Source organism: Streptomyces sp. NPDC007264 (genome assembly GCF_042869095.1).
Taxonomy (GTDB): Bacteria; Actinomycetota; Actinomycetes; order Streptomycetales; family Streptomycetaceae; genus Streptomyces.
On record NZ_JBIAFD010000019.1, the window covers coordinates 37637 to 56586 of the forward strand.

The 18950-nt window shown below is 71.7% G+C and carries 15 protein-coding genes and 1 pseudogene; 10 read left to right on the forward strand and 6 right to left on the reverse strand.

The features are described from left to right. Nucleotides 1–903: 903 nt before the first annotated feature. Nucleotides 904–2466, forward strand: a complete 1563-nt coding sequence (locus tag ACFYMU_RS27545; RefSeq protein ID WP_388378524.1) for an alpha/beta fold hydrolase — start codon at nucleotides 904–906, stop codon at nucleotides 2464–2466. A gap of 15 nt (nucleotides 2467–2481) precedes the next feature. On the opposite strand, the gene ACFYMU_RS27550 is transcribed toward ACFYMU_RS27545, so the two are convergent. Further along, complete coding sequence (locus ACFYMU_RS27550; protein ID WP_388378526.1) at nucleotides 2482–3063, reverse strand: hypothetical protein; 582 nt, start codon at nucleotides 3061–3063, stop codon at nucleotides 2482–2484. 160 nt (nucleotides 3064–3223) lie between these two features. Between ACFYMU_RS27550 and ACFYMU_RS27555 the strand changes: the two genes are divergently transcribed. The 3 genes from ACFYMU_RS27555 (at nucleotide 3224) to ACFYMU_RS27565 (ending at nucleotide 6165) form a co-directional block, all read left to right on the forward strand. Continuing rightward, entirely contained in the window at nucleotides 3224–4015 is a 792-nt protein-coding gene (locus tag ACFYMU_RS27555; protein ID WP_388378530.1) for an Fpg/Nei family DNA glycosylase, read from the forward strand. Nucleotides 4016–4360: 345 nt separating this feature from the next. Continuing rightward, the gene (locus ACFYMU_RS27560; RefSeq protein ID WP_388378533.1) at nucleotides 4361–5377 is read left to right on the forward strand and encodes an ABC transporter ATP-binding protein; all 1017 of its coding nucleotides are present in this window, start codon (nucleotides 4361–4363) and stop codon (nucleotides 5375–5377) included. Then, on the forward strand, nucleotides 5374–6165 hold the full coding sequence (locus ACFYMU_RS27565) for an ABC transporter permease (protein ID WP_388378534.1): 792 nt from the start codon (nucleotides 5374–5376) through the stop codon (nucleotides 6163–6165). The genes ACFYMU_RS27560 and ACFYMU_RS27565 overlap by 4 nt, the downstream gene beginning before the upstream one ends. A gap of 139 nt (nucleotides 6166–6304) precedes the next feature. On the opposite strand, the gene ACFYMU_RS27570 is transcribed toward ACFYMU_RS27565, so the two are convergent. The 3 genes from ACFYMU_RS27570 to ACFYMU_RS27580 form a co-directional block, all read right to left on the reverse strand. Continuing rightward, on the reverse strand, nucleotides 6305–6958 hold the full coding sequence (locus ACFYMU_RS27570) for a response regulator (protein WP_388378536.1): 654 nt from the start codon (nucleotides 6956–6958) through the stop codon (nucleotides 6305–6307). Further along, nucleotides 6955–8778, reverse strand: coding sequence for a histidine kinase (locus tag ACFYMU_RS27575; RefSeq protein ID WP_388378538.1), 1824 nt, complete (start codon nucleotides 8776–8778; stop codon nucleotides 6955–6957). Before ACFYMU_RS27575 ends, ACFYMU_RS27570 begins: the two co-directional genes overlap by 4 nt. Nucleotides 8779–8859: 81 nt before the next feature. Beyond that, nucleotides 8860–9717, reverse strand: coding sequence for an oxidoreductase (locus ACFYMU_RS27580; protein ID WP_388378541.1), 858 nt, complete (start codon nucleotides 9715–9717; stop codon nucleotides 8860–8862). Between the two features lie 74 nt (nucleotides 9718–9791). On the opposite strand from ACFYMU_RS27580, the gene ACFYMU_RS27585 reads away from it, so the two are divergent. From ACFYMU_RS27585 to ACFYMU_RS27595, 3 genes are all read left to right on the forward strand, one after another. Continuing rightward, the gene (locus ACFYMU_RS27585) at nucleotides 9792–10457 is read left to right on the forward strand and encodes a DNA-binding response regulator (protein WP_388378543.1); all 666 of its coding nucleotides are present in this window, start codon (nucleotides 9792–9794) and stop codon (nucleotides 10455–10457) included. A gap of 211 nt (nucleotides 10458–10668) precedes the next feature. Beyond that, a complete protein-coding gene (locus tag ACFYMU_RS27590; RefSeq protein ID WP_388378545.1) occupies nucleotides 10669–11262 on the forward strand; it encodes a DUF4352 domain-containing protein in 594 nt (197 codons plus the stop codon). 388 nt (nucleotides 11263–11650) lie between these two features. Then, a complete protein-coding gene (locus tag ACFYMU_RS27595; RefSeq protein ID WP_388378548.1) occupies nucleotides 11651–13378 on the forward strand; it encodes a fibronectin type III domain-containing protein in 1728 nt (575 codons plus the stop codon). 263 nt (nucleotides 13379–13641) lie between these two features. Here the strand turns inward: ACFYMU_RS27595 and ACFYMU_RS27600 are convergent, their stop codons facing one another. Beyond that, nucleotides 13642–15630: a PE-PGRS family protein gene (locus tag ACFYMU_RS27600; RefSeq protein ID WP_388378551.1), complete on the reverse strand. Its 1989-nt coding sequence runs from the start codon at nucleotides 15628–15630 to the stop codon at nucleotides 13642–13644. A gap of 50 nt (nucleotides 15631–15680) precedes the next feature. On the opposite strand from ACFYMU_RS27600, the pseudogene ACFYMU_RS27605 reads away from it, so the two are divergent. From ACFYMU_RS27605 to ACFYMU_RS27615, 3 genes and pseudogenes are all read left to right on the forward strand, one after another. After that, nucleotides 15681–16109 (forward strand): annotated as a pseudogene (locus ACFYMU_RS27605) (tyrosine-type recombinase/integrase); the annotation flags it as partial. A 316-nt stretch (nucleotides 16110–16425) separates the two neighbouring features. Next, entirely contained in the window at nucleotides 16426–16710 is a 285-nt protein-coding gene (locus ACFYMU_RS27610; RefSeq protein ID WP_206346789.1) for a hypothetical protein, read from the forward strand. After that, entirely contained in the window at nucleotides 16692–17105 is a 414-nt protein-coding gene (locus ACFYMU_RS27615; RefSeq protein WP_385677596.1) for a DNA-binding protein, read from the forward strand. The genes ACFYMU_RS27610 and ACFYMU_RS27615 overlap by 19 nt, the downstream gene beginning before the upstream one ends. Before the next feature lie 135 nt (nucleotides 17106–17240). On the opposite strand, the gene ACFYMU_RS27620 is transcribed toward ACFYMU_RS27615, so the two are convergent. Then, on the reverse strand, nucleotides 17241–18485 hold the full coding sequence (locus tag ACFYMU_RS27620) for a plasmid pRiA4b ORF-3 family protein (protein WP_388378555.1): 1245 nt from the start codon (nucleotides 18483–18485) through the stop codon (nucleotides 17241–17243). Nucleotides 18486–18950: the final 465 nt, after the last annotated feature.

Genomic DNA, 18950 nt, shown 5'->3' on the forward strand with positions numbered 1-18950 from the left:
CGGCACCGGGTCCACGGCCACGCCCGGCCCGGCCGCCACCAGCGACGGCACCACGACCACCAGGGGCACGGCCAGCTCCACCGTGAACCGGCTGTCGACGCGCAGCGTGCCGTCGGCCCACCGGATGCCGGGGTGCAGCGAGTTGAACAGCCCCGCCGCACCGCGCCGGGCCAGGACCCCGGCGCACCGGTCCACCTCCGAGTCGAGAGTGGCCTTCGCGGCCGCCCAGTGCGGGGCGAAGGCCAGGTCCCAGTAGCGCCGCAGTTCGTCCGCGGCCTGCCGGGCGAGGTGCCCGCCGCCCCGGGCCATGGCCCGCCGCACCTCCGGCGGCAGCTGCGACCCGGTCAGGCCGGTGCACGGGCGGCCGTCGCGCAGCGCCGCCAGTTCGCCCATGACGCGCTCGGGCGGGGTGGAGCGGACCCGCTCCAGTTCCTCCTCGACGGTGGGTGAGGGACCGGACGGGTGCGGGCTGAGGAAGTCGGGCACATACCCCCCGGCGTCCAGGGCCAGTTCCGACAGCAGCGGCAGCCGCGCCCGGCGCAGCACCCGTTGGGCACGCGCCACCCACGGATCGGCGGCCCCGCCCGGGTGCAGACCCCACGGCAGCAGCGTCGCCACGACCTCGTGCAGCGGCGAGACCGCGAAACGGGACCTTGCCAGCCCGCAGGCGTCGACAGTGAGTTCGATCACGGCCCTCCCGGTGTCTTCCGTGGCTTCTTGCCCGTCGCCTCTTGCCCGTCGCCTCTTGCCCGTCTCCCGCCGCCTGTCCCGTGGCGCGCGTCCTTTCGAAACTGCTCGAATCCTGGCACGGAAGCTCCCTGTGGCAGGGCCGCTCGGCGCATTGTGGTGGCCGACGCGGATGACGGGGTGTCACGAAGCGCAGGAGACGGGGGAGGTACGGGGATGCTGCGGAGGCGCACGACGCGCACGACGGCCATGGCGGACGCGACGGCCCGGGCGGGCGTGGCGGACAGGACGGGCGTGGCGGACAGGACGGGCGAGAAGGACAGGGCGGAACGGATGGACAGGACCCGGTGGAGGGCGGGGAGGGGCCAGGAGACGGGGAGGACGCGGAGACCGAGGGCACTGGCGGCGGCCGCACTGGCCGTCGCCGGGGCGCTGGTGCTGTCGGGGACGTGCACCTCGACGGCGCAGGACCGGGGGACCGCGGCGCCTGCCGGAGAGCACAGGGGACTCTCCGGCACCGCGCCCTGCCCCGGCGTGGCGGGCTTCAGCTGCGCCACCCTGACCGTTCCGCTCGACCACAGCGGCCGCGTGGCGGGCACGCTGGGCCTGAAGGTCGCGCTGGCGGACAACGCGCGGGCCCCGAAGGGCGTCCTGCTGTTCCTGACGGGTGGTCCGGGCCAGCCGGGTGTGCCGTTGGTGGACCGGCTGCGCAAGAAACTGGCGCCGCTGCTGACGGACTACCGCCTGGTGATGATCGACCAGCGCGGTACCGGCGGGGGCGCGCTGCAGTGCCCGCAACTGCAGAAGGAGATGGGCTCGTCGGACCTCACGCCGCCCACCGAGCGCGCGGTGACGGACTGCGCCGCGGCCATCGGACCGAACCGCCGCTTCTACGGCACCGGTGACACGGTCGCCGACCTGGACCTGCTGCGCCGGGCCCTGCGCGTACGGAAGATGACGCTGGACGGCGTCTCGTACGGCACGTACACCGCCGAGCGCTACGCCCTGGCGCACCCGCACCACGTGGCACGGCTGGTGCTGGACTCGGTGGTGCCGCAGACCGGCTACGACCCCATGGACCGCGCCGCCCTGCGCGCCGCGCCGCGCGTCCTGACGGCTGCGTGCGCGGCGATCGGCTGCCGCACCGACCCGGCGGCGGACCTGGCCGAGGTCGTCCGCACCTACCACAACGGCGTCGATGTGCTCGACGCCCTGACCACCTGGGAGTTCGTGGACCCGGACTACGCGGCGATGATCGACGCCCTGCACACGGCCGCGGGCGGTGACCCCGGCCCGCTGCGGGGCCTGATCGCGGGCGTACGAGAGGGCAGCGCGGCGACGGCGGAGGAGCTGAGCCAGGGGCTGCACGCCTCGACCCTGTGCCTGGACGGCCGCTATCCGTGGGGCAGGGCGGACGCGCCGGTCGCCGGGCGCCAGGAGGCCCTGCGCGAGGCGGGCGCGGAGCTGACCCCGGCCGACTACGGCCCGTTCGACGCGGCCACGGCGACGGGCCTCGGTACGATGCTCAGCTGTCTGTACTGGCCCCGCACACTGGTGCCGCCGCTGCCGTCGAGGCATCGCCGGCTCCCGGGAGTTCCGGTGCTGCTGCTCGGCGGGGACCGGGACCTGTCGACGCCGCTGGAGTGGCTGTACGACCAGAGGAAGCTGACGCCGCGGGCCCGGGTCGTGGTGGTGCCGGGAGCCGCGCACTCCGTGCAGAGCAGGGCAGTGAGCGACATGGGCCGCCAGGCGGTGTTCGACTTCCTCCTGGACCGCTGAGCCGGGCCGGACGTCTCAGGTGAGATGGAAGGGCGGGCCCGGGGCGCAGCCGGGGGGCGTGTTGTTGCCGCTGACGTCGAAATCGGCACAGGTGAGGAACAGGTAGTTGAATCGGCCGAGCAGATAGGCCAGGACCCCGACGGCGACCGTCACACCGACGGCCGCGAGGCGCTGGCTCGTGGGCAGGTGCGCGTAGTCGGTCAGGAGGATCTTCGACAGCAGCCAGGTCAGCGTCGGAGCGCCCAGCATGGTGATCCCCACCATGAGGTAGTGGAGGTAGGCGCCGTAGCTCCTCGGCGTCACCATGGCCAGGACGATCCAGAGCGAGGGCACCACCAGGACGATCCAGCCGCTCCAGGGCACGGCCACTTTCCGGTGCAGCAGCACTCCCGAGAAGAGCACGGCCGTGGCCACCGCCCAGAGGGTCATCACGTCGTCGAAGAAGACGGCCCTGTACGCGCCGAGCGTGAACGCGGGCCACCAGATGACGAGCGTTCCGCCCGCGGCCGCGGTGGCGGTGGCATGCAGAGCCGGGTTGATCTCGGGCAGGCGGCGCGTGCCTCTGGGGCCCGGATCGTGGCGCTCGTCACCGGTCATGTCCACTCCACCCGTCCACCGCCAGCCCGCTCGACCCTATAGAGAAGCGGATTCGCGGGGGACGGCAACACGCCGTCCGCCGCAGGGAGCCGAAGGCCGCTTCCGTGCTTCGATGAACCCCCCGGGTTTCCGTCCGTCACCCCGCAGAAGGACGCCCCCCATGCCCGAACTGCCCGACGTGGAAGGGTTCTGCGAGGTGCTCCGGGCCTGCGCGACGGGCAGGACCGTCCAACGCGTCCAGGTGCGCGACGCGGGCGTGCTGCGCGGGGTGAGCGCGCGGCGGCTGCGCCACGTCCTGGAGGGCCGGCGGTTCACCGAGCCGGAACGGCACGGCAAGTGGCTGCTCGCCCGCACCGGCGACGGCCCCACCCTCATGCTGCACTTCGGCATGACCGGCTCACTGGTCTGCTGCCGTCCCGGCGACGCGCCCGAGGCTCACGACCGGGTCCTGTTCACGGTGGACGGCGACCGCCAACTCCGTTACCGCGACCAGCGCAAGCTCCAGGGCCTCTGGCTGGCCGACGACGACTCCGACGTCGCCCGGCGGCTGGGGCGCCTGGGCCCCGACGCGCTGGCGGTGGACCGCGAGGAGTTCGACGCCGTACTGACCTCGCGCCGCGGCAGGGTCAAGACCGTCCTCCTCGACCAGTCCGCCCTGGCCGGGCTCGGCAATCTGCTCGCCGACGAGATCCTGTGGCGGGCGCAGGTGTGGCCCGCGAGCCGGGCGTCCGATCTCACCGGGGCGGAACGCCGCCGCCTGTACGTCCAGATGCGCCGCACCCTGCGCTCCGCGGTCACCGCCGGCTGCGTCCCGCCGCGCGACTCCTGGCTCACCGGCCACCGCGACGACCCCGTACCGGCCTGCCCGCGCTGCGGCGCCCCGCTGCGGCGGTCCCGTATCGCGGGCCGCGGCACCGTGTGGTGCCCGCGCTGCCAGCCGGACGGCGCCTGAACCCCGGGCGCCCGCCCGCACCGGGAGCTCTCCACCGCGGGCCGTGGACCATGCACCGCGGACCGTGGACCGCGAACCATGCACCGCGAACCACGGATCACGGACCACGAACCGCGAACCACGGACCGCGAACCATGCACCGCGAACCACGGACCGCGAACCATGCACCGCGAACCACGGACCACGGACCACGAACCGCGCACCACGGACCGTGGACCGCGGCACGGCGTGCGGGCGGGCGGGGTGGCGCGGATCTCCGCTCGAGGCCGGGACTCCTCCCACTGGCCGGAAGACCGGCCGCGGGGCGGATACGGGGCCGTGCCGGGTCTCCGTAGCGTCCGTCGCATGAACAGCGGCACGGAGCGGGACATCCTGACACAGCAGGCGGCGGTGACGGCAGCGGGCTCGGCGGCGGTGGCCGACGAAGAGGAGGACGACCTGCCGGACCAGGCCATTCGCGTGCGGGGACTGCGCAAGTCCTACGGCACGTTCGAGGCGGTACGCGGGCTCGACCTCACCGTCAGGCGGGGTGAGGTCTTCGCGTTCCTCGGGCCCAACGGGGCCGGCAAGACCACCACGGTGGAGATCCTGGAGGGCAACCGACACCGCAGCGGCGGTGACGTGCGCGTCCTCGGCGTCGATCCGGCGCGTCCGACGGCCGCCTGGCGAGCACGCGTCGGGCTGGTGCTGCAGTCCTCCCGGATGCCGCCCGAGCTGACCGTGCGGGAACTGGTCGCGCGTCACGCCGGCTACTACCCGGCACCACGCGACGTCGACGAGACGATCGAGCTGATCGGGCTCGCCGGTGAACGCCACTGCCGGGTGGGCAGACTCTCCGGCGGGCAGCAGCGGCGGCTGGACGTGGCGCTGGCGCTGGTCGGCGACCCCGAACTCGTCTTTCTCGACGAGCCCACGACGGGCTTCGATCCGGCTGCGCGGCGCCAGGCGTGGTCCCTGATCGAGGCGGTCCGTGAGCTCGGCAAGACCGTCTTCCTGACCACCCATTACATGGACGAGGCAGAGGCCCTGGCCGACCGTGTCGCGATCGTCGTGCGCGGACAGGTGGTGGCGTTGGGGCCGCCCGCCACGCTCGGCGGACGGGAGACGATGCCCTGCGAGATCCGCTTCCGCCGTCCGGAGGGGATGGACCCTGCCCTGCTGGACGGCGCCACCCCGGCGGAGGTCGGCCGGCCGGTGACCCTGCGCACCGCGGACCCGGTCGGCAGACTCGGTCCGCTCATGGACTGGGCCCGTGCACGCGGCACCGGTCTTCCGGGACTCGAGGTACGCCGGCCTTCCCTCGAGGACATCTACCTGGCCGTCACCGAGGAACACACGGACCGTGCGGAGGAGACGCGATGAGCACCGGAACCGCCGCGCTGCTGCGACGCGAGACGGGTTGTGCGGCCAAGGTCGTGCTGCGCAACCCGCAGACCGCGTTCCTGGTCGTCGTACTGCCCCTGCTGTACCTGTTCGTCATCGCCTCGATCTTCGACGGCGAACAGGTCCATGCCCCGGACCGGTCCTGGACCCTCGACGTCTCCACCATCATGACCGCCTCGGTGGTGGTCATCGGTGTCGTCTCCGCAACGTTCCAGAACCTGACGATGACCCTCGTCGAGGACCGCGAGTACGGGGTGCTCAAGCGCCTGCGCAGCACACCGGTGCCCGCACCGGTCTTTCTCGCGGGGCATGTGGTGACCGCCACCGTGATGTCGCTGATGCTCTCCGGCCTCGTCACCTGCTTGGGCGTGCTCGTCTTCGACGTGCCGTTCCCGGGGCCGCGGATCCCGGCGGCCTTCGTCACCGTGCTGGTGGGAGCGCTCGCCTGCTGCCTCCTGGCCTTCCCCTTCAGCGTCCTGGTCAGGAAGGCGTCCGCGTCCCTGCCCATGGCCTTCGGGGCCGGCCTGACGCTGTTCTTCGTCTCCGGGAACTTCTTCCCCGGGAAGGACCTGCCCGTGGCCATGCGCGGGGTCGCGGATCTCCTGCCGGTGCGGCACTTCTTCCTCGCCATGCTGACCGCGTTCGATCCCCACACCACCGGCGCCGGATTCGAGTGGGGCCACCTGGCGGTGCTCGGGATCTGGGCGGTCGCGGGTGCCGTACTCGCGGTCGTGTTCTTCCGCTGGACACCGACCGGGGAGGAGTAGGCCCGGGGGCGGCGACGGCCGACGGCCGGTCCCGGGCCGTGCCCCACCGTGTGCGCCGACGTGCCGTCGGCCCGGTGCCGTCGGCCGTACGGCCCCGCCGTCGCCCGCTCTTCCGGCCGCGGGTCCGCCCGCGGGCCGGTCAACCGGGCGTGGCTCCCGTCCGGGCCGCCAGCACCGCGAGCCGGACCCGGTTGGTGGCGCCGGTCTTGGCCATGAGGCTGGAGACATGCGTCTTGACGGTGGTCACTCCGACGTGCAGTCGTTCGGCGATCTCGCCGTTGGACAGTCCGGCGCCGACCAGGGACAGCACCTCCCGCTCGCGCTGCGTGAGATCGGCGGGCGGCTCGGCCCGCCGCTCGCCCTCGCCGTCACGCGCCTGTACGGCCCGGCCGACCAGACGGCGCAGCACGGACGTGCTGAACGGGTCGTCCCCGCGCGCGGCCCGTCGTACGCCGTCCAGCAGCTCGGCCGGTGCGGCGTCCTTGACGAGGAAGCCGCAGGCGCCGGCGGCGAGCGCCGGATAGAGGTGATCGTCGTCGTCGAAGGTGGTCAGCGCGACGATCCGGATGGACGGATCGGCGGCGAGGATCCGGCGGGTCGCCGTGATGCCGTCGACGCCGGGCATGCGCAGATCCATGAGGATCACCTCGGGTCGCAGCTCCTCGGCGAGACGTACCGCCTGCCGGCCGTTCTCGGCGTCGCCGACGACCCGCACGTCGGGGGCGGCCTCGCACAGCATCCGCAGCCCGGCACGAACCAGTTGCTGATCGTCCACGAGCAGCACGCGGATCATCTCCGGCCTCCGTCCTCACGCATGCCTCCCGACCGCACACCGTCCGGGCGGCGGTGACCCGGGCCCAGCGGGTCGGCCGGGTCGGCCAGGCTTGCTGCGGCCGCCGGGTGGGCCGGGGCCGCTGGGTCGGCTGGGCCCGCCGGGTGGGCTGGGCCCGTCGGGTGGGCCGGGGTCGCCGGGTGGGCTGGGCCCGCCAGGTCGGTTGGGCCCGCCGGGTCGGCTGGGCCTGCGGAGTCCGCCGGGTCGGCTGGCCCTGTTGGGTCCGCTGGGCCCGCCAGGTGCGCTGGGCCCGCCAGGTGCGCTGGGCCCGCCAGGTGGGCTGGGCCCGTCGCGTCAGCCGGGCCTGCGGAGTCCGCCGGGTCGGCTGGCCCTGTTGGGTCCGCTGGGCCCGCCAGGTGGGCTGGGCCCGCCAGGTGCGCTGGGCCCGCCAGGTGGGCTGGGCCCGCCGGGTCGGCTGGGCCTGCGGAGTCCGCCGGGTCGGCTGGCCCTGTTGGGTCCGCTGGGCCCGCCAGGTGGGCTGGGCCCGTCGCGTCAGCCGGGCCTGCGGAGTCCGCCGGGTCGGCCGGCCCTGTTGGGTCCACCGGCCCTGTTGGGCCCGCCGGGTCGGCCGGGTCTGTCGGCCCCGCCGGGTCGGCCGGGAACGTCGCGGAGAGCTGCCAGCCGCCGTCGGCCGGTCCCGCGCTCAGCGACCCGCCGAGCAGCCTGACGCGCTCCCGCATGCCGACCAGCCCGAGCCCCGGCCCGCCCACGGTCGGCATGTTCCGATCGTCCCCGGGCACCGCGCCGCTGTCACAGATGCGCACGCGGACGGCGCCCGTCTCCGCCAGGCCCACCGCCACCCTCGCACGCGCCGACGGACCGGCGTGCCGGGCGACGTTGGCCAGGCCCTCCTGGACCAGCCGCAGGACGGCGAGGCCGCGCACGGCGTCCAGGCATCCGATCTCCGGGTCCGTCGACTCCTCGATGTCGAGCCCGATCCGCCGACCCTGCTCGATCACCGCGTGCAGGGCGGCGGGCAGCCCGTCGGGGGCCACCAGCGCAGCCGCGCCGTCCTCCTGAGGCATCTGCTCCGGGTCGCGCAGCACGGTCACCAGACGGCGCAGGTCCGTCAGGGCCGCGAGGCCGGTGGCGTGCAGATCGTCGAGGACATCGCTCACCCGCTGGTCCGGATGCGGCAGCACGTGCCGGGCCACCCCCACCCTCAGCACCATGGAGGAGACATGGTGAGCCACCAGGTCGTGCAGCTCCCGGGCGATCGCGGTGCGCTCGGCCACCCGCGCCGTGCGCACCCGCAGCTCATGGCCGCGCCTCTCCTCTTCCGCGCGCCTGCGGGCGTGCCAGGCGGCCTGACGGGTGGCGCGTATGCAGCCGCCCAGCAGCAGCGGCCCGATCACCGTCACGGCCACCCGGTACAGCAGGGAGGGCACCTGTGCGGGCAGGTCGTCGCTCGTGTGCACGAGGTACACCGCGGCCAGCGCGGCGGCGCCGATCGACGCCTGCCGCCACGGCCGACGGATCGCCAGCTCCAGCAGGGAGAGAACGGCGATGTACTTCACCAGGGCCGCCGGACCGTGCTCGTAGGTGCCGTACGCGTCCGCGGCGAGCAGCAGGGCCGCCTGGCAGAGGGTGGTGGTCAGCGGCCGGACGGCGCCGAACAGGCCGATCGCCACCGCCGCGAGCGCGAAGCCCCAGTCGGTCGCCGACGACCGGTCGCCGGTCTGCAGCAGAGCAAGGTCTCCCACCGTGACCAGCAGCAGGACGACGAGGCGGAGCACGACGTTCGGCTCGTCGAGCACGCGTTCGGGCCAAGAGGGTGACACGTTCCGATCGTCGCACAGGACGCCGGCACCGATCCGGCCGCGGCGGGAGCCACCCGTGCGCGGCGGCGAACGGCCCTGCCGTCAGGAGAGGTCGGAGAGATCCCCGGGGGTGAGGGCGATCGACCCGGCCGCGGTGTTCTCCTCGAGATGGGCGAGGGAGCCGGTGCCGGGGATGGCCAGGGCGACGGGGGAGGATGCGAGCAGCCAGGCCAGGGCGATCTGCCGGACCGTGGCGCCGTGCCGCTCCGCGACCTTGACCAGGCGGTCACCGGTGAGGTCGCTCAGGCCGCCGCCCAGCGGGAAGAACGGCACGTAGGCGATGCCGGCGTCCTCGCAGGCCGCCAGGACCTCCGTGTCATCGCGCTTGGCGGCGTGGAAGTGGTTCTGGACGGCCGCGACGGGTGCGATCGTGCGGGCCTCGGCGAGGTGGCCGGCGTGGACGTTGCTCAGACCGAGATGGCGGATCAGGCCCTCCTCGCGCAGCGCGGCCAGTACCTCGAAGCGTTCGGCGACGGATTCGTCGTGCGGCGGCGGCAGGATGCCCCCGATGCGCAGATAGACGAGGTCGAGGCGATCCACGCCGAGGGTCTCGAGGTTCTCCTCGACCATCGGCCGCAGGACCGTGGGGTCGGTGGTTGCGGCCAGGCCGCCGTCGGGGGTGCGGGCCGGACCGACCTTGGTGGCGACGACCAGGCCGGCCGGGTAGGGGTGCAGAGCCTCCCGGATCAGGGTGTTGGCACGAACGGTGCTGTCGCCGCTGGTGTAGAAGGCGGCGGTGTCGATGTGGTCGACGCCGAGCTCCACGGCACGGCGCAGGACGGCGCGGCCGGTACCGGGATCGCGCGCCGGACCGAAGAAGCTGTCGGTGGGCAGGCGCATGGCCCCGAAGCCGATGCGGTTGAGCGGAAGGTCGCCGCCGAGGCGGAAGTCGTTTGCCATGGATCCAGCCTGGACCGCGGCGGGCGCGGGCCGGGAACCCGTGGCAGCTTGCTGCCATCGGGCAGAATGACGAAGTGGCAGACGTAGACGTCGTGACGATCCGCGGTGACCTGGAGCTCCTCGCCCGTACCGAGCACGTCTTCTCCTCCGTCCGAGAGGAGTTCGTCTGTGCCGCCCGCGACCTCGACACCTGGTCCCGCCCGGAGACCCGGCAGGCCGCCGGCGACCGGCTCCCGGACGGGAGCATCCGGCAGATCCGCAAGCTGTTCAGCCCGGCCTCGCTCGCCGACCGGCGCAGCCGCGAGCACCTCGGCAGGCTCGTCGACCAGGGCGCCCAGGTGCGGATCGCCGCCACCGCCCTCCCCCACGAGACGATCATCATCGACCGCCGGTTCGCGATCCTGGCCGGCTCCGCCGCCCCCGGCGGCCGCGAATACACCCTGACCACCGCGCCCACCCTGGTCGGCGGCGTGTACGCGCTGTTCGAAGCCGCCTGGGAGACCGCCACCGATCTCCAGGTCCTGCTGCGGGGCGAGCACCCTCACCTCGACGCCGAGAGCCGGACGGTCCTGCGGGCCCTGGGATCGGGCGCCACCGACGAGACGGCCGCACGGCAGCTCGGCATGTCGGTGCGAACCTACCGTCGCCGCGTCGCCGGCCTGCTCGACGCCCTCGACGCGGCCTCACGGTTCCAGGCCGGCGTGCGCGCCGGCGAGTTGCGCTGGCTCGGCCGGCCCTGAGGCACGTCCCTCCCTGCGCGGCCGGCCCCACGCCTGGCCCCCTCCCGGGTGGTTGATCGCGGAGGACCGCGGCATGCGTCCTCGACGTACCTCTGACGTCAGACGTGGCATCCAGGTTGCTTCGGCCCGCCGACTTCTTTCGATGGAGCATGCAACCATACGGTTCCTTTGCGGGTCCTTCACATGCACACCACGAAACCCTGGGGAGACCTTGAACAACAGCACCCGCACCAGACTCGTCGCCGCCGTCGCCGCTGTCGGCATCGGCGCGCTCGCCCTCACCGCCTGCAACACCGGTGACACCGTCACGAACAAGCCCAAGGCCAAGGCGTCGGCGAACAAGACCGGCGGCAAGAAGCCGAGCGCCAAGAAGACCGCGACGCCCGACGTCGCCGAGGTCGGCGACACCATCGCGCTGAAGGGCATGGAGGACGGCAGCAAGCTCGACGTCACCCTCGTCAAGGTCGTCGACCCGGCGAAGCCCGGCAACGAGTTCATGACGCCCGAGTCCGGCAAGCGATACGTCGGCGTCCAGTTCAAGCTGGTCAACACGGGCACCGCGACCTACGGCGACAGCCCCGGCAACGGCGCGCAGATCACCGACACCGACGGTCAGCAGTTCGAGTCCACCTTCGCCGACATCACCGCGGGCCCCTCCATGTCCAGCGACGTGAAGCTGAAGCCCGGTGCCAAGGCGCTGGGGTGGATCGTCTTCGAGGTCCCCAAGGGCTCCAAGCTGGCCACCGCGCAGTTCACCATGGACTCCGGGATGGCCGACCAGACCGGTGAGTGGAAGCTGTCCTAGCCCAGTCCTGGCCCCACTGGCCGACCCGGCCGTTCTTCCGAGACGGCCGGGCCCGCCCTTTCCTCGACATCGTGGACGAACCGGCCCCTCCAGCCGTACTGCGAATCCGGTTCGAGTGGGAGTCGTACACCACTTCTCGGGACGCAACCGCCATCGGCGCCCTGGGACTGACGACCCGTCCGGCAGACGACCCGTCCGGCAGACGACCCGTCCGGCGGACGACCGTCCGGCACGTGACAGCAAGCCTCACACCAGCCTTACAACCATCCTCCCGCCTCAAGGGTCTTGATCATCGTCGGCGGACATCTCTCGGCGCCGACGTTCAAGGCATGCAGATCACGACCACGGTCGCGATCACGGCGTTCCGGCACCAGAACCGAAGGACCAGATGACCCCAGCCAGACGCACGACCGCCGCGGCCGCGACCGCCGTCGTGCTCGCCACCGCAGGCGCCCTGCTCACCGCGACGGCCGCCCCCGCCTCCGCCGCCACCACCTGCACATCGCCCGTCTTCAAGCGGGAGTTCTTCACGAACACCACCTTCTCCGGCAACCCGAAGAAGACCGACTGCGCCAGCGTCATCGACCAGAACTGGGGCACGGGCGCCCCGGCGACCGGCCTGCCGTCCAACTACTTCGGCGTCCGCTGGGGGGTGACCCGCGACTTCGGCTCCGGCGGCCCGTTCGCCTTCACCGCCTCCGCGCAGGACGGCATCCGTGTGTACCTTGACGGCGTCCGCAAGATCGACCTGTGGAAGAACGTCTCGTCCACGGTCTCGAAGACCGTCAACGTCACCATCCCGTCCGGCAAACACACCCTGCGCGTCGACTTCGTCAACTGGACCGGGACGGCGAACGTCAAGTTCTCCTACGCGCCCCGCACTTCGGCGACGGTCGACACGGTCAAGCCCCTCACCCCGACCGGGATCTCGGCGTCGTACGACACCACCACCGGCAAGGCCGGGCTGACCTGGGCGAAGAACAAGGAGATGGACCTTGCCGGTTACCGTGTCTACCGCCGTCTCCAGGGCAGCAGCAGCTGGACGAGGCTGACTACCACAACAGCCACCTCGTACACCGACACCCCGCCGATGACCGGCGCGACGTACTACTACGAGGTCCGCGCCTACGACAAGGCCGGCAACGTGTCGACGGGCACAGCCGACCAGCCCGTGACCACCGTCGACCGCACCGCGCCCGCCGTGCCCACCGGACTGAACACCTCCTCCGAGCCGGAGGGGCTGCGGGTCGGATGGAGCGGGGTCGAGGGGGCGGCGTCGTACGGTGTGTACCGTGCACCGAGTGCGGACGGGACGTACGCCAGGGTCGGGAGCACCACGGACCAGGTCTCGTACGTCGACACCTCGGCCGCCGAGGACACCGCCTACTACTACCGGGTGACCGCCCTCGACGCAGTCGGCAACGAGTCCGCACGGTCCGTCGCCGTCGGCGGCACGCGTAAGGACCTCACCCCGCCGTCCGCTGTCACCGGGGTGACCGTCACCCCGACCGAGTACGGCTTCGAGGTGCGCTGGGACGCCAACCCGACCGCCGACCTGGCGAGGTACGTGGTGCGCCGGGGAGAGCTGCTCGGGGACGGGGAGGAGCGGATGTGCTCCCTCTACTCCGGCTACTACGTGTCCGCCGACACCACCTCGTACTCGTACACCGTCCTCCCGGACGGCGAGGAGACCTGCTTCGTCGTCGACGCCGTCGACGCCGTCGACGACGCCTGGAACTCCTCCTTCCAGTGGACCGGCGAGGCCCAGGTCGTGATCGCGACCGAGCTCGACATGACGCCGAGCGTGGCGACACCGGAGGGCTCGCCGCTGACGCTCGACGCGACCGGCGCGGAGGGCGGCGAGGGCAACCGGCTGACCTGGAGCGGGCTGAGCAAGGACGCCCCGCAGGCCGCGGGCGGTTACCGCGTCCACCGCTGGAACCCGGCCACCGGCGCGTACGAGAAGATCGCCGACCTCGGTGCCGGTGCCTTCGAGTACTTCGACACCGGCGTCCGGCGCGGGACCACGTCCTACTACTGGCTGACCGCCGTGGCCGCCGACGGCACCGAGTCCCTGCCCGCGGGAGACTGGGCGGTCACCGCACCGGCCAACTGATCCCGCTCACGGGGACATCGGCATGACCGTCACCGAGGCTTCGTCAAGGAATGTCTGTTCGGCGCGCTGACCGTCCGCCTGGACGCCGAGCGGGGGCCAAGCCGTCGAGGACGGGGCGATGCCACGGATCCTGCCGAGACGGGTCGCCGGTACCGATGCCGAGGATCACATCCCCGTCCAAGGGGCCGCCTCCCACGGGAGGCGGCCCCTGGCGGTAGGCCTGTGCGCCGCCCAGGAATTCGTCTGACCGACAGTGCGTTCCGTCACCGATCCAGAAGGTGGTGCATGACGGCTTCGGGGATGGCGGGGTTGGCGGCGGCGCTGGCTGCGGTCGCAGTGTCGTGCAGGAGGGCGGCCAGGACACGGGTGGGCAGGCGCGGGTCGGCGGCTGCCTCGTCCCGTATGCCGTGGTAGGGGTCGTCGAGCATTCGGATCACGGATGCGGCGGACAGGCGCTGGTCGCGCAGGGCGAGCCAGCGGATGCCTGAGTCCGCGTCCCGGCTGAACCGTTCCACCAGCTCGGCGGTCGACTTCGGATCGAGGAGGGCGAACTCGCGCGTACGGGGGTTGGGATCGTCCGCGTAGCGCAGGGTTCCCTGTCGGGGGAAGTTGGGGTGCTCGATCATCCGTGCGGCTGAGTAGCCGTTCCAGCTCTGCGCCATCTCCAGCAGTACGTCGGCCGGCGCCTGGGCACAGTGTTCGGCCAGGAAGAGCCGGACGACCCAGTCCTCGTCGTGCGCCAGCAGGTCGACCACGTCGGGTGGCAGGTTCTTCGCGCACGCGGCGCTGCGCCGGAGCATCACGTGCGCGGAGGTGGCGCAGCGGCGCATGGCCTCCTCGTCGTCCTCCAGGTCCCGGACCCACCGGAGAGGATTGCAGCGGGCGGTGGGGTCGAACTCGACGGCTATTCGGGAGCGTTCCGCTTCGGTGAGGTCCGGGCGGACGGAGACCGGCCGGCGAACGTTGGGCTCCGGGTCCTGGCCGAGCAGGGCCACCAAGTCGGTGTCCAGGTTCGGGTTCTGCGCGGTGGCGCTGCGCAGAACGGTCTCGGTGCCGTGGACGAGATCTTCGGCCAGCTCACGGGAGAGCAGGCAGGTACGGGCAGCGCGTTCTCGCGCACCGTCGCTGGGGAGTTCGGCGAAGTCGGCCGCCGAGAGCGGGGCGGAACAGTGGTACTGCAGGAAGGCTTCGGTTCGCACCTCGGCATCCGGGTCTGCGAGGAGGGCTGCCTGCGCCGAAGGGGCCAGGTGAATCCAGGCACGTGGGACGGCCACCTTGCGTACCTGGGGGTCCGGGTCGGCGGCGAGCGCGGCTAGATGCCGCACCGGCAGGTCGCGGTGGAGGGCCAGCTCGGCGCGCACGCGCGGGCTGGGATCGGCGGCGAGCTGGGCGTACGTCGTGGCGGTGAGCGCTGATCGGCCGCCCACTGCGCACGTGAGGAGGATCCACCGATGACGGGGATCGGGATCGTGGAAGAGTTCGGCGCGCTGTTCGGCGCTGAGCTGCCATCGCTCCGCCAGCGCCTTGCGTACCCGCCACTCGGGGTGCGCGACCCAGGCCCGGACCACGTCTTCGGGGAGTTCCCGATGGACGAGCCAGGATGAGGGCCGCTCTTCGGGAGCAACGTCGAGGAGACGGAGCAGCACGGACGAGGACGCGAAGCGGTTTCTGGCCAGCCCGTCGCGCCATGCTCGGTGCAGCCCGGCCGAGGCGGTCTTCCGCCGCAGGACAGTGTTCCAGCCGGCCTCCCGCTCCTCCGGGCTCTCCGCAGCCCGCGCCTGTGCCGACGACTCCAGCCAGTCGGTGAACGGGGTGATGGCGACGAACCAGACCGCGTACTCCTCGGTGGTGGCGCCCAGGACGCTCTCTCCGTCCAGGGACATGGCCACGAACTCCGGTTGTCCCGCCTTCGGGCCGAGAAGCCCGGCCAGATCCCAGTGCTCCGCCAGCCGCACTTTGGTCCAATGGCCATGTTCGCAGCAGGTGCAGCCCTGGTTGGCGACGCTGATCAGGAACTCTCCGTCCATGTTGATCACGTCGTGCTCGACGGCGATTCGGTGCCATTGCCGGTTCAACTCGGCGACCAGGTCGGCATGGTCGCCCGGCACCGCGAGCGTGGGCTCTGTGCTTCCCGCGACCACTGGGCGCCAAGCGGCCGCTGTGGGCCGCGCGTTGGAGACCCGGCCGTGCCCGACCACCTCCAGGCCGGCGCGGTGGAGCAGTTCGCTCAGTTCACTCTTCCCACCCGTCATGACGGCCATCTTCCTTCACGGCCAAGGAGATGAGCCCGGAAACCTGCTGGGTTCCCCTCCCCGGCGCCCTGGTCGTGATGCTCCGCGCTCACAAGGAAGCGCAGGAGCGAGAGCGCGAGACTGCCGAGAACCTGTGGGGGGAGTCGGAGTACGTGTTCACCGAGCGGCTGGGTGGCCCGCTCAGTCCGAACACGGACTGTCACGACGGGAAGCGACTGCTGGAAACGCGGGGGTCCATGACGGTCGACTGCACGACGCCCGCCACACGGCCGGCACGGTCCTGATGCTGCTCGGGGTCCCTGACCGGGTCATCGACCAGATCATGGGGGTGGGAGGCGGGAGGCGCCGCCAGGATGCGGGCGCGGTACCTGCATGTGACCGACCCCATGGTGAAGGAGGCGGCTCGGAAGATCGAGCGAGCCGTCTGGGGAGCGCCGGAAACACCGCCTGTGGACAAGAACCAGGACACCGACGGCTGAGTGAACAACGAAGCGGCCCCGCTTGATCAGCGGGGCCGCTTCGTTTCGCCTGTACAGGCGGCTGCGGAGGATACGAGATTCGAACTCGTGAGGGGTTGCCCCCAACACGCTTTCCAAATGTTCGTTTGGGGGTTCGAAGGTGGTCGTGGGCGTCCTGACCTGCCGTGGAGCGGACTGATCAGCGGCGTCCGGACACGGCTGAACGTAGGTGAATGAGACCAGAACTGAGACCACGAGGCGACGGGTGGGCGGCTCGCGTCGTTCGGCGGATGCTGCGCCCAGGCCAAATTCCTACTTGTTTGATAATGTCGGCCCCATGGGCGAGATTTCTTACAGCGTCGGTGAAGGGCCAGCCACCAGGGTCAGCCTCTCCCTCCCCGAGGGGACGGCGGAGGCGATCCGCCGACGGGTCGGCAAGCGTGAGTTCTCCGCGTTCATCACCGAAGCGGTGGAGCGCGAGCTGCGCGGTCAGATCCTGGATGAGTACCTGGCCGACTACGAACGCCGCCAGGGGCCGATCTCCGAGCACGAGCAGGAGCGGGCACGCCGGGTCTTCGACGAGGTGTTCGCCGAGGAGGGGCAGTGGCCCGCCGCAAGCTGAGCCACGAAGGCACCCTCGTTCTCGACTGCGAGGGCCTGTCGAAGTTCGTCAGTGATCATGAGCCCGTCGTCGCCCTCATCGCCGAAGCCCGCAAGCGGGGCATGGAGGTGGTCATCAGCGCACTCACCATCATCGAAGCGGTGCATCGTCGGACCGAGAAGGCGCGGCTCGCCTGGGTCCTGTCCGGCGTCCGGATCGTGCACATCGGTGACGAGGAGGCCAAGGCCGCCTCAGCCATGCTGATCAACGCCGGGCTTCATGGTCACAAATACGCCATCGACGCCGCTGTGGCCGAGATGGCGCTGCGGCAGCGCCGCCCGGTCGTCATGCTCACCTCGGACATCGACGACATGACGAAGCTCTGCGGCGACAGAGTGCGCCTCGTTGCCGTGTAGCCGACGCCCAGGACCTGAACGTCGGGGATGTGAGGTCGGCCCGTGCGCCTTGTCTGAGCGCGGCGTAGCGGGGTCGGTGGACCAGTCCGTAGCACCCAGAGCCGCGAGTGGTGGCGTGGCCGGACGGCTTGTCGCTCATGGTGCCGTGAGGCGCAGCAGCCGCGCGTTGGCCTCGTCCGGCGCGAAACGGTCAGGGGAGAATTCCGCGGCGGACCGGAGTCCGAGCCACATCAGCATGTCGTGGTGTTCCTCATGCGCGGGGTCGGCGAGGATCACTTTGAGATCGCTGTAGCCGGGGCCGCCGCCGCAGTCCTCGGGCGGGCACGCCCCGGCACCGACCACGCAGTGCGGATAGTGAAGCCCGGCTGAGGCTTGCTGGACCTGTTCCACGGTGATGAGGTGCTCCCAGGAGTCCCCGAAGTCGTACGTGTACACGAAGTGGGCACCCGGCGTGAGCAGGGCGCCCAGTGTGGCGGTCCGCTCGTCGCGGAACCCGAGTTCGCTGTCGGGACGGCCGTACTGGACGCCGTCGATGGTGAACGCGTGCATATGGCAGTTCTGCCAGCCCATCGCGGCCTGGATCACGGAGTGAAGCCTGTCCAAGTGGATGGCGGCGGGCACCAGCAGCTGCCGCCAAACCCGCGGATCGTCCACGTCGGCGAGCTCGACGCGGATCCGCAGCACCGCGTCGCCGGGCTCGGGCTCGCCGCGCATCCGGGCTGTCTCGGTGCGTCCGTCCGCCGTCAGTTCGGCGGTGTCCTCGGTGAGGAGGACGGTGCCCAAGGAGGCCATGGCCTTCAGGACCCGTTGGACGTCGTGGTCGTTGGCGGCACGCACATGCCGGAGGCGGTCGGGGGACAGGTCGTCGAGCACGTACAGCGGGCTGACCGCCTGCCACACCACCTCGTACAGGTCACTGAGCGGCACCGGGGTCATGGCCGCGTACAGCTGCTGCAGCAACGCCCGCAGGCCCCGGTCGTACTCGTGCGTGAACAGGGACTCCAGCCAGCCGGAGACCGTCACGGCCGGGCCGATGTGGGGCAGCGCGGCGAACAGCGCGCCACGTAGCTCGTCGGGTCGGTCCAGCAGCTTGGCGTTCTTCTTCACCGGCAGCAGGCGCCCGCCCGCGGTCCGCAGCAGTCGTGCCGCCTTCGCCCACTCGACCAGCAGCGTGAGGTGGTACAGCTCCTCGCTGGACTTCGTCTTGAACGTACGGTCTCCGATCACCGGGTCCATCCGGTCGCCGGTGTCCAGAACCTCCACCAGCGCTCGCGCGTCGGCAAGCGTCACACGGCCGGTCTGGGTCAGCCTGCGGCCCGTGCCGACCCAACCGACCAGCGCTCGCACCTGCTCGACGGCCCCGCCCACTGTCTCACCCATGCTGACCTGCCCGTTCGGTTCTTATCCCGTATCACCCGAACCCAGGATGGCAGCACCGCCGGCGCACCCTGTACTTCACACTGGGTGACACGGAGGTGCCCGACTGTGACGGTGACAGCGTACGACGAGGAACTGCTGGCCCGGGTCCGGGAGATGAGGGAGCGCGGCAGCGCGCCGAAGCGGATCGCGAAGGCGTTGGGGCTGCGCCCGGCCCAGGCCACCGCGCTCCCACTCGTGGTCTCCCCTGAGCAGCTGCCTGCGTTTCGCGAGGCCACTCGCGCCCTGGGCTACCCACTCTGGGATGAGGCGAGCAGACGACTACTTCGGGGGGCCCCGGGCCCCGGCCCGGGGCGCACGTCGATGGGCGATTGCTGGTCACCAGGGGAGCGGTGCGCCGTGCGAGCGAAATAGGCTGAATGTCGGAAATAAATGAGACCAAAACTGAGACCAGAGCACAACGGAATG

Excerpts from the sequence above, each read along its gene's own strand:
- ACFYMU_RS27550 (WP_388378526.1), bottom strand. The coding sequence starts at position 3,063 with ATGACCGGTGACGAGCGCCACGATCCGGGCCCCAGAGGCACGCGCCGC.
- ACFYMU_RS27560 (WP_388378533.1), top strand. The coding sequence starts at position 4,361 with ATGAACAGCGGCACGGAGCGGGACATCCTGACACAGCAGGCGGCGGTG.
- ACFYMU_RS27610 (WP_206346789.1), top strand. The coding sequence starts at position 16,426 with ATGGGCGAGATTTCTTACAGCGTCGGTGAAGGGCCAGCCACCAGGGTC.
- ACFYMU_RS27565 (WP_388378534.1), top strand. The coding sequence starts at position 5,374 with ATGAGCACCGGAACCGCCGCGCTGCTGCGACGCGAGACGGGTTGTGCG.
- ACFYMU_RS27570 (WP_388378536.1), bottom strand. The coding sequence starts at position 6,958 with ATGATCCGCGTGCTGCTCGTGGACGATCAGCAACTGGTTCGTGCCGGG.
- ACFYMU_RS27545 (WP_388378524.1), top strand. The coding sequence starts at position 904 with ATGCTGCGGAGGCGCACGACGCGCACGACGGCCATGGCGGACGCGACG.
- ACFYMU_RS27595 (WP_388378548.1), top strand. The coding sequence starts at position 11,651 with ATGACCCCAGCCAGACGCACGACCGCCGCGGCCGCGACCGCCGTCGTG.
- ACFYMU_RS27555 (WP_388378530.1), top strand. The coding sequence starts at position 3,224 with ATGCCCGAACTGCCCGACGTGGAAGGGTTCTGCGAGGTGCTCCGGGCC.
- ACFYMU_RS27580 (WP_388378541.1), bottom strand. The coding sequence starts at position 9,717 with ATGGCAAACGACTTCCGCCTCGGCGGCGACCTTCCGCTCAACCGCATC.
- ACFYMU_RS27600 (WP_388378551.1), bottom strand. The coding sequence starts at position 15,630 with ATGACGGGTGGGAAGAGTGAACTGAGCGAACTGCTCCACCGCGCCGGC.
- ACFYMU_RS27620 (WP_388378555.1), bottom strand. The coding sequence starts at position 18,485 with ATGGGTGAGACAGTGGGCGGGGCCGTCGAGCAGGTGCGAGCGCTGGTC.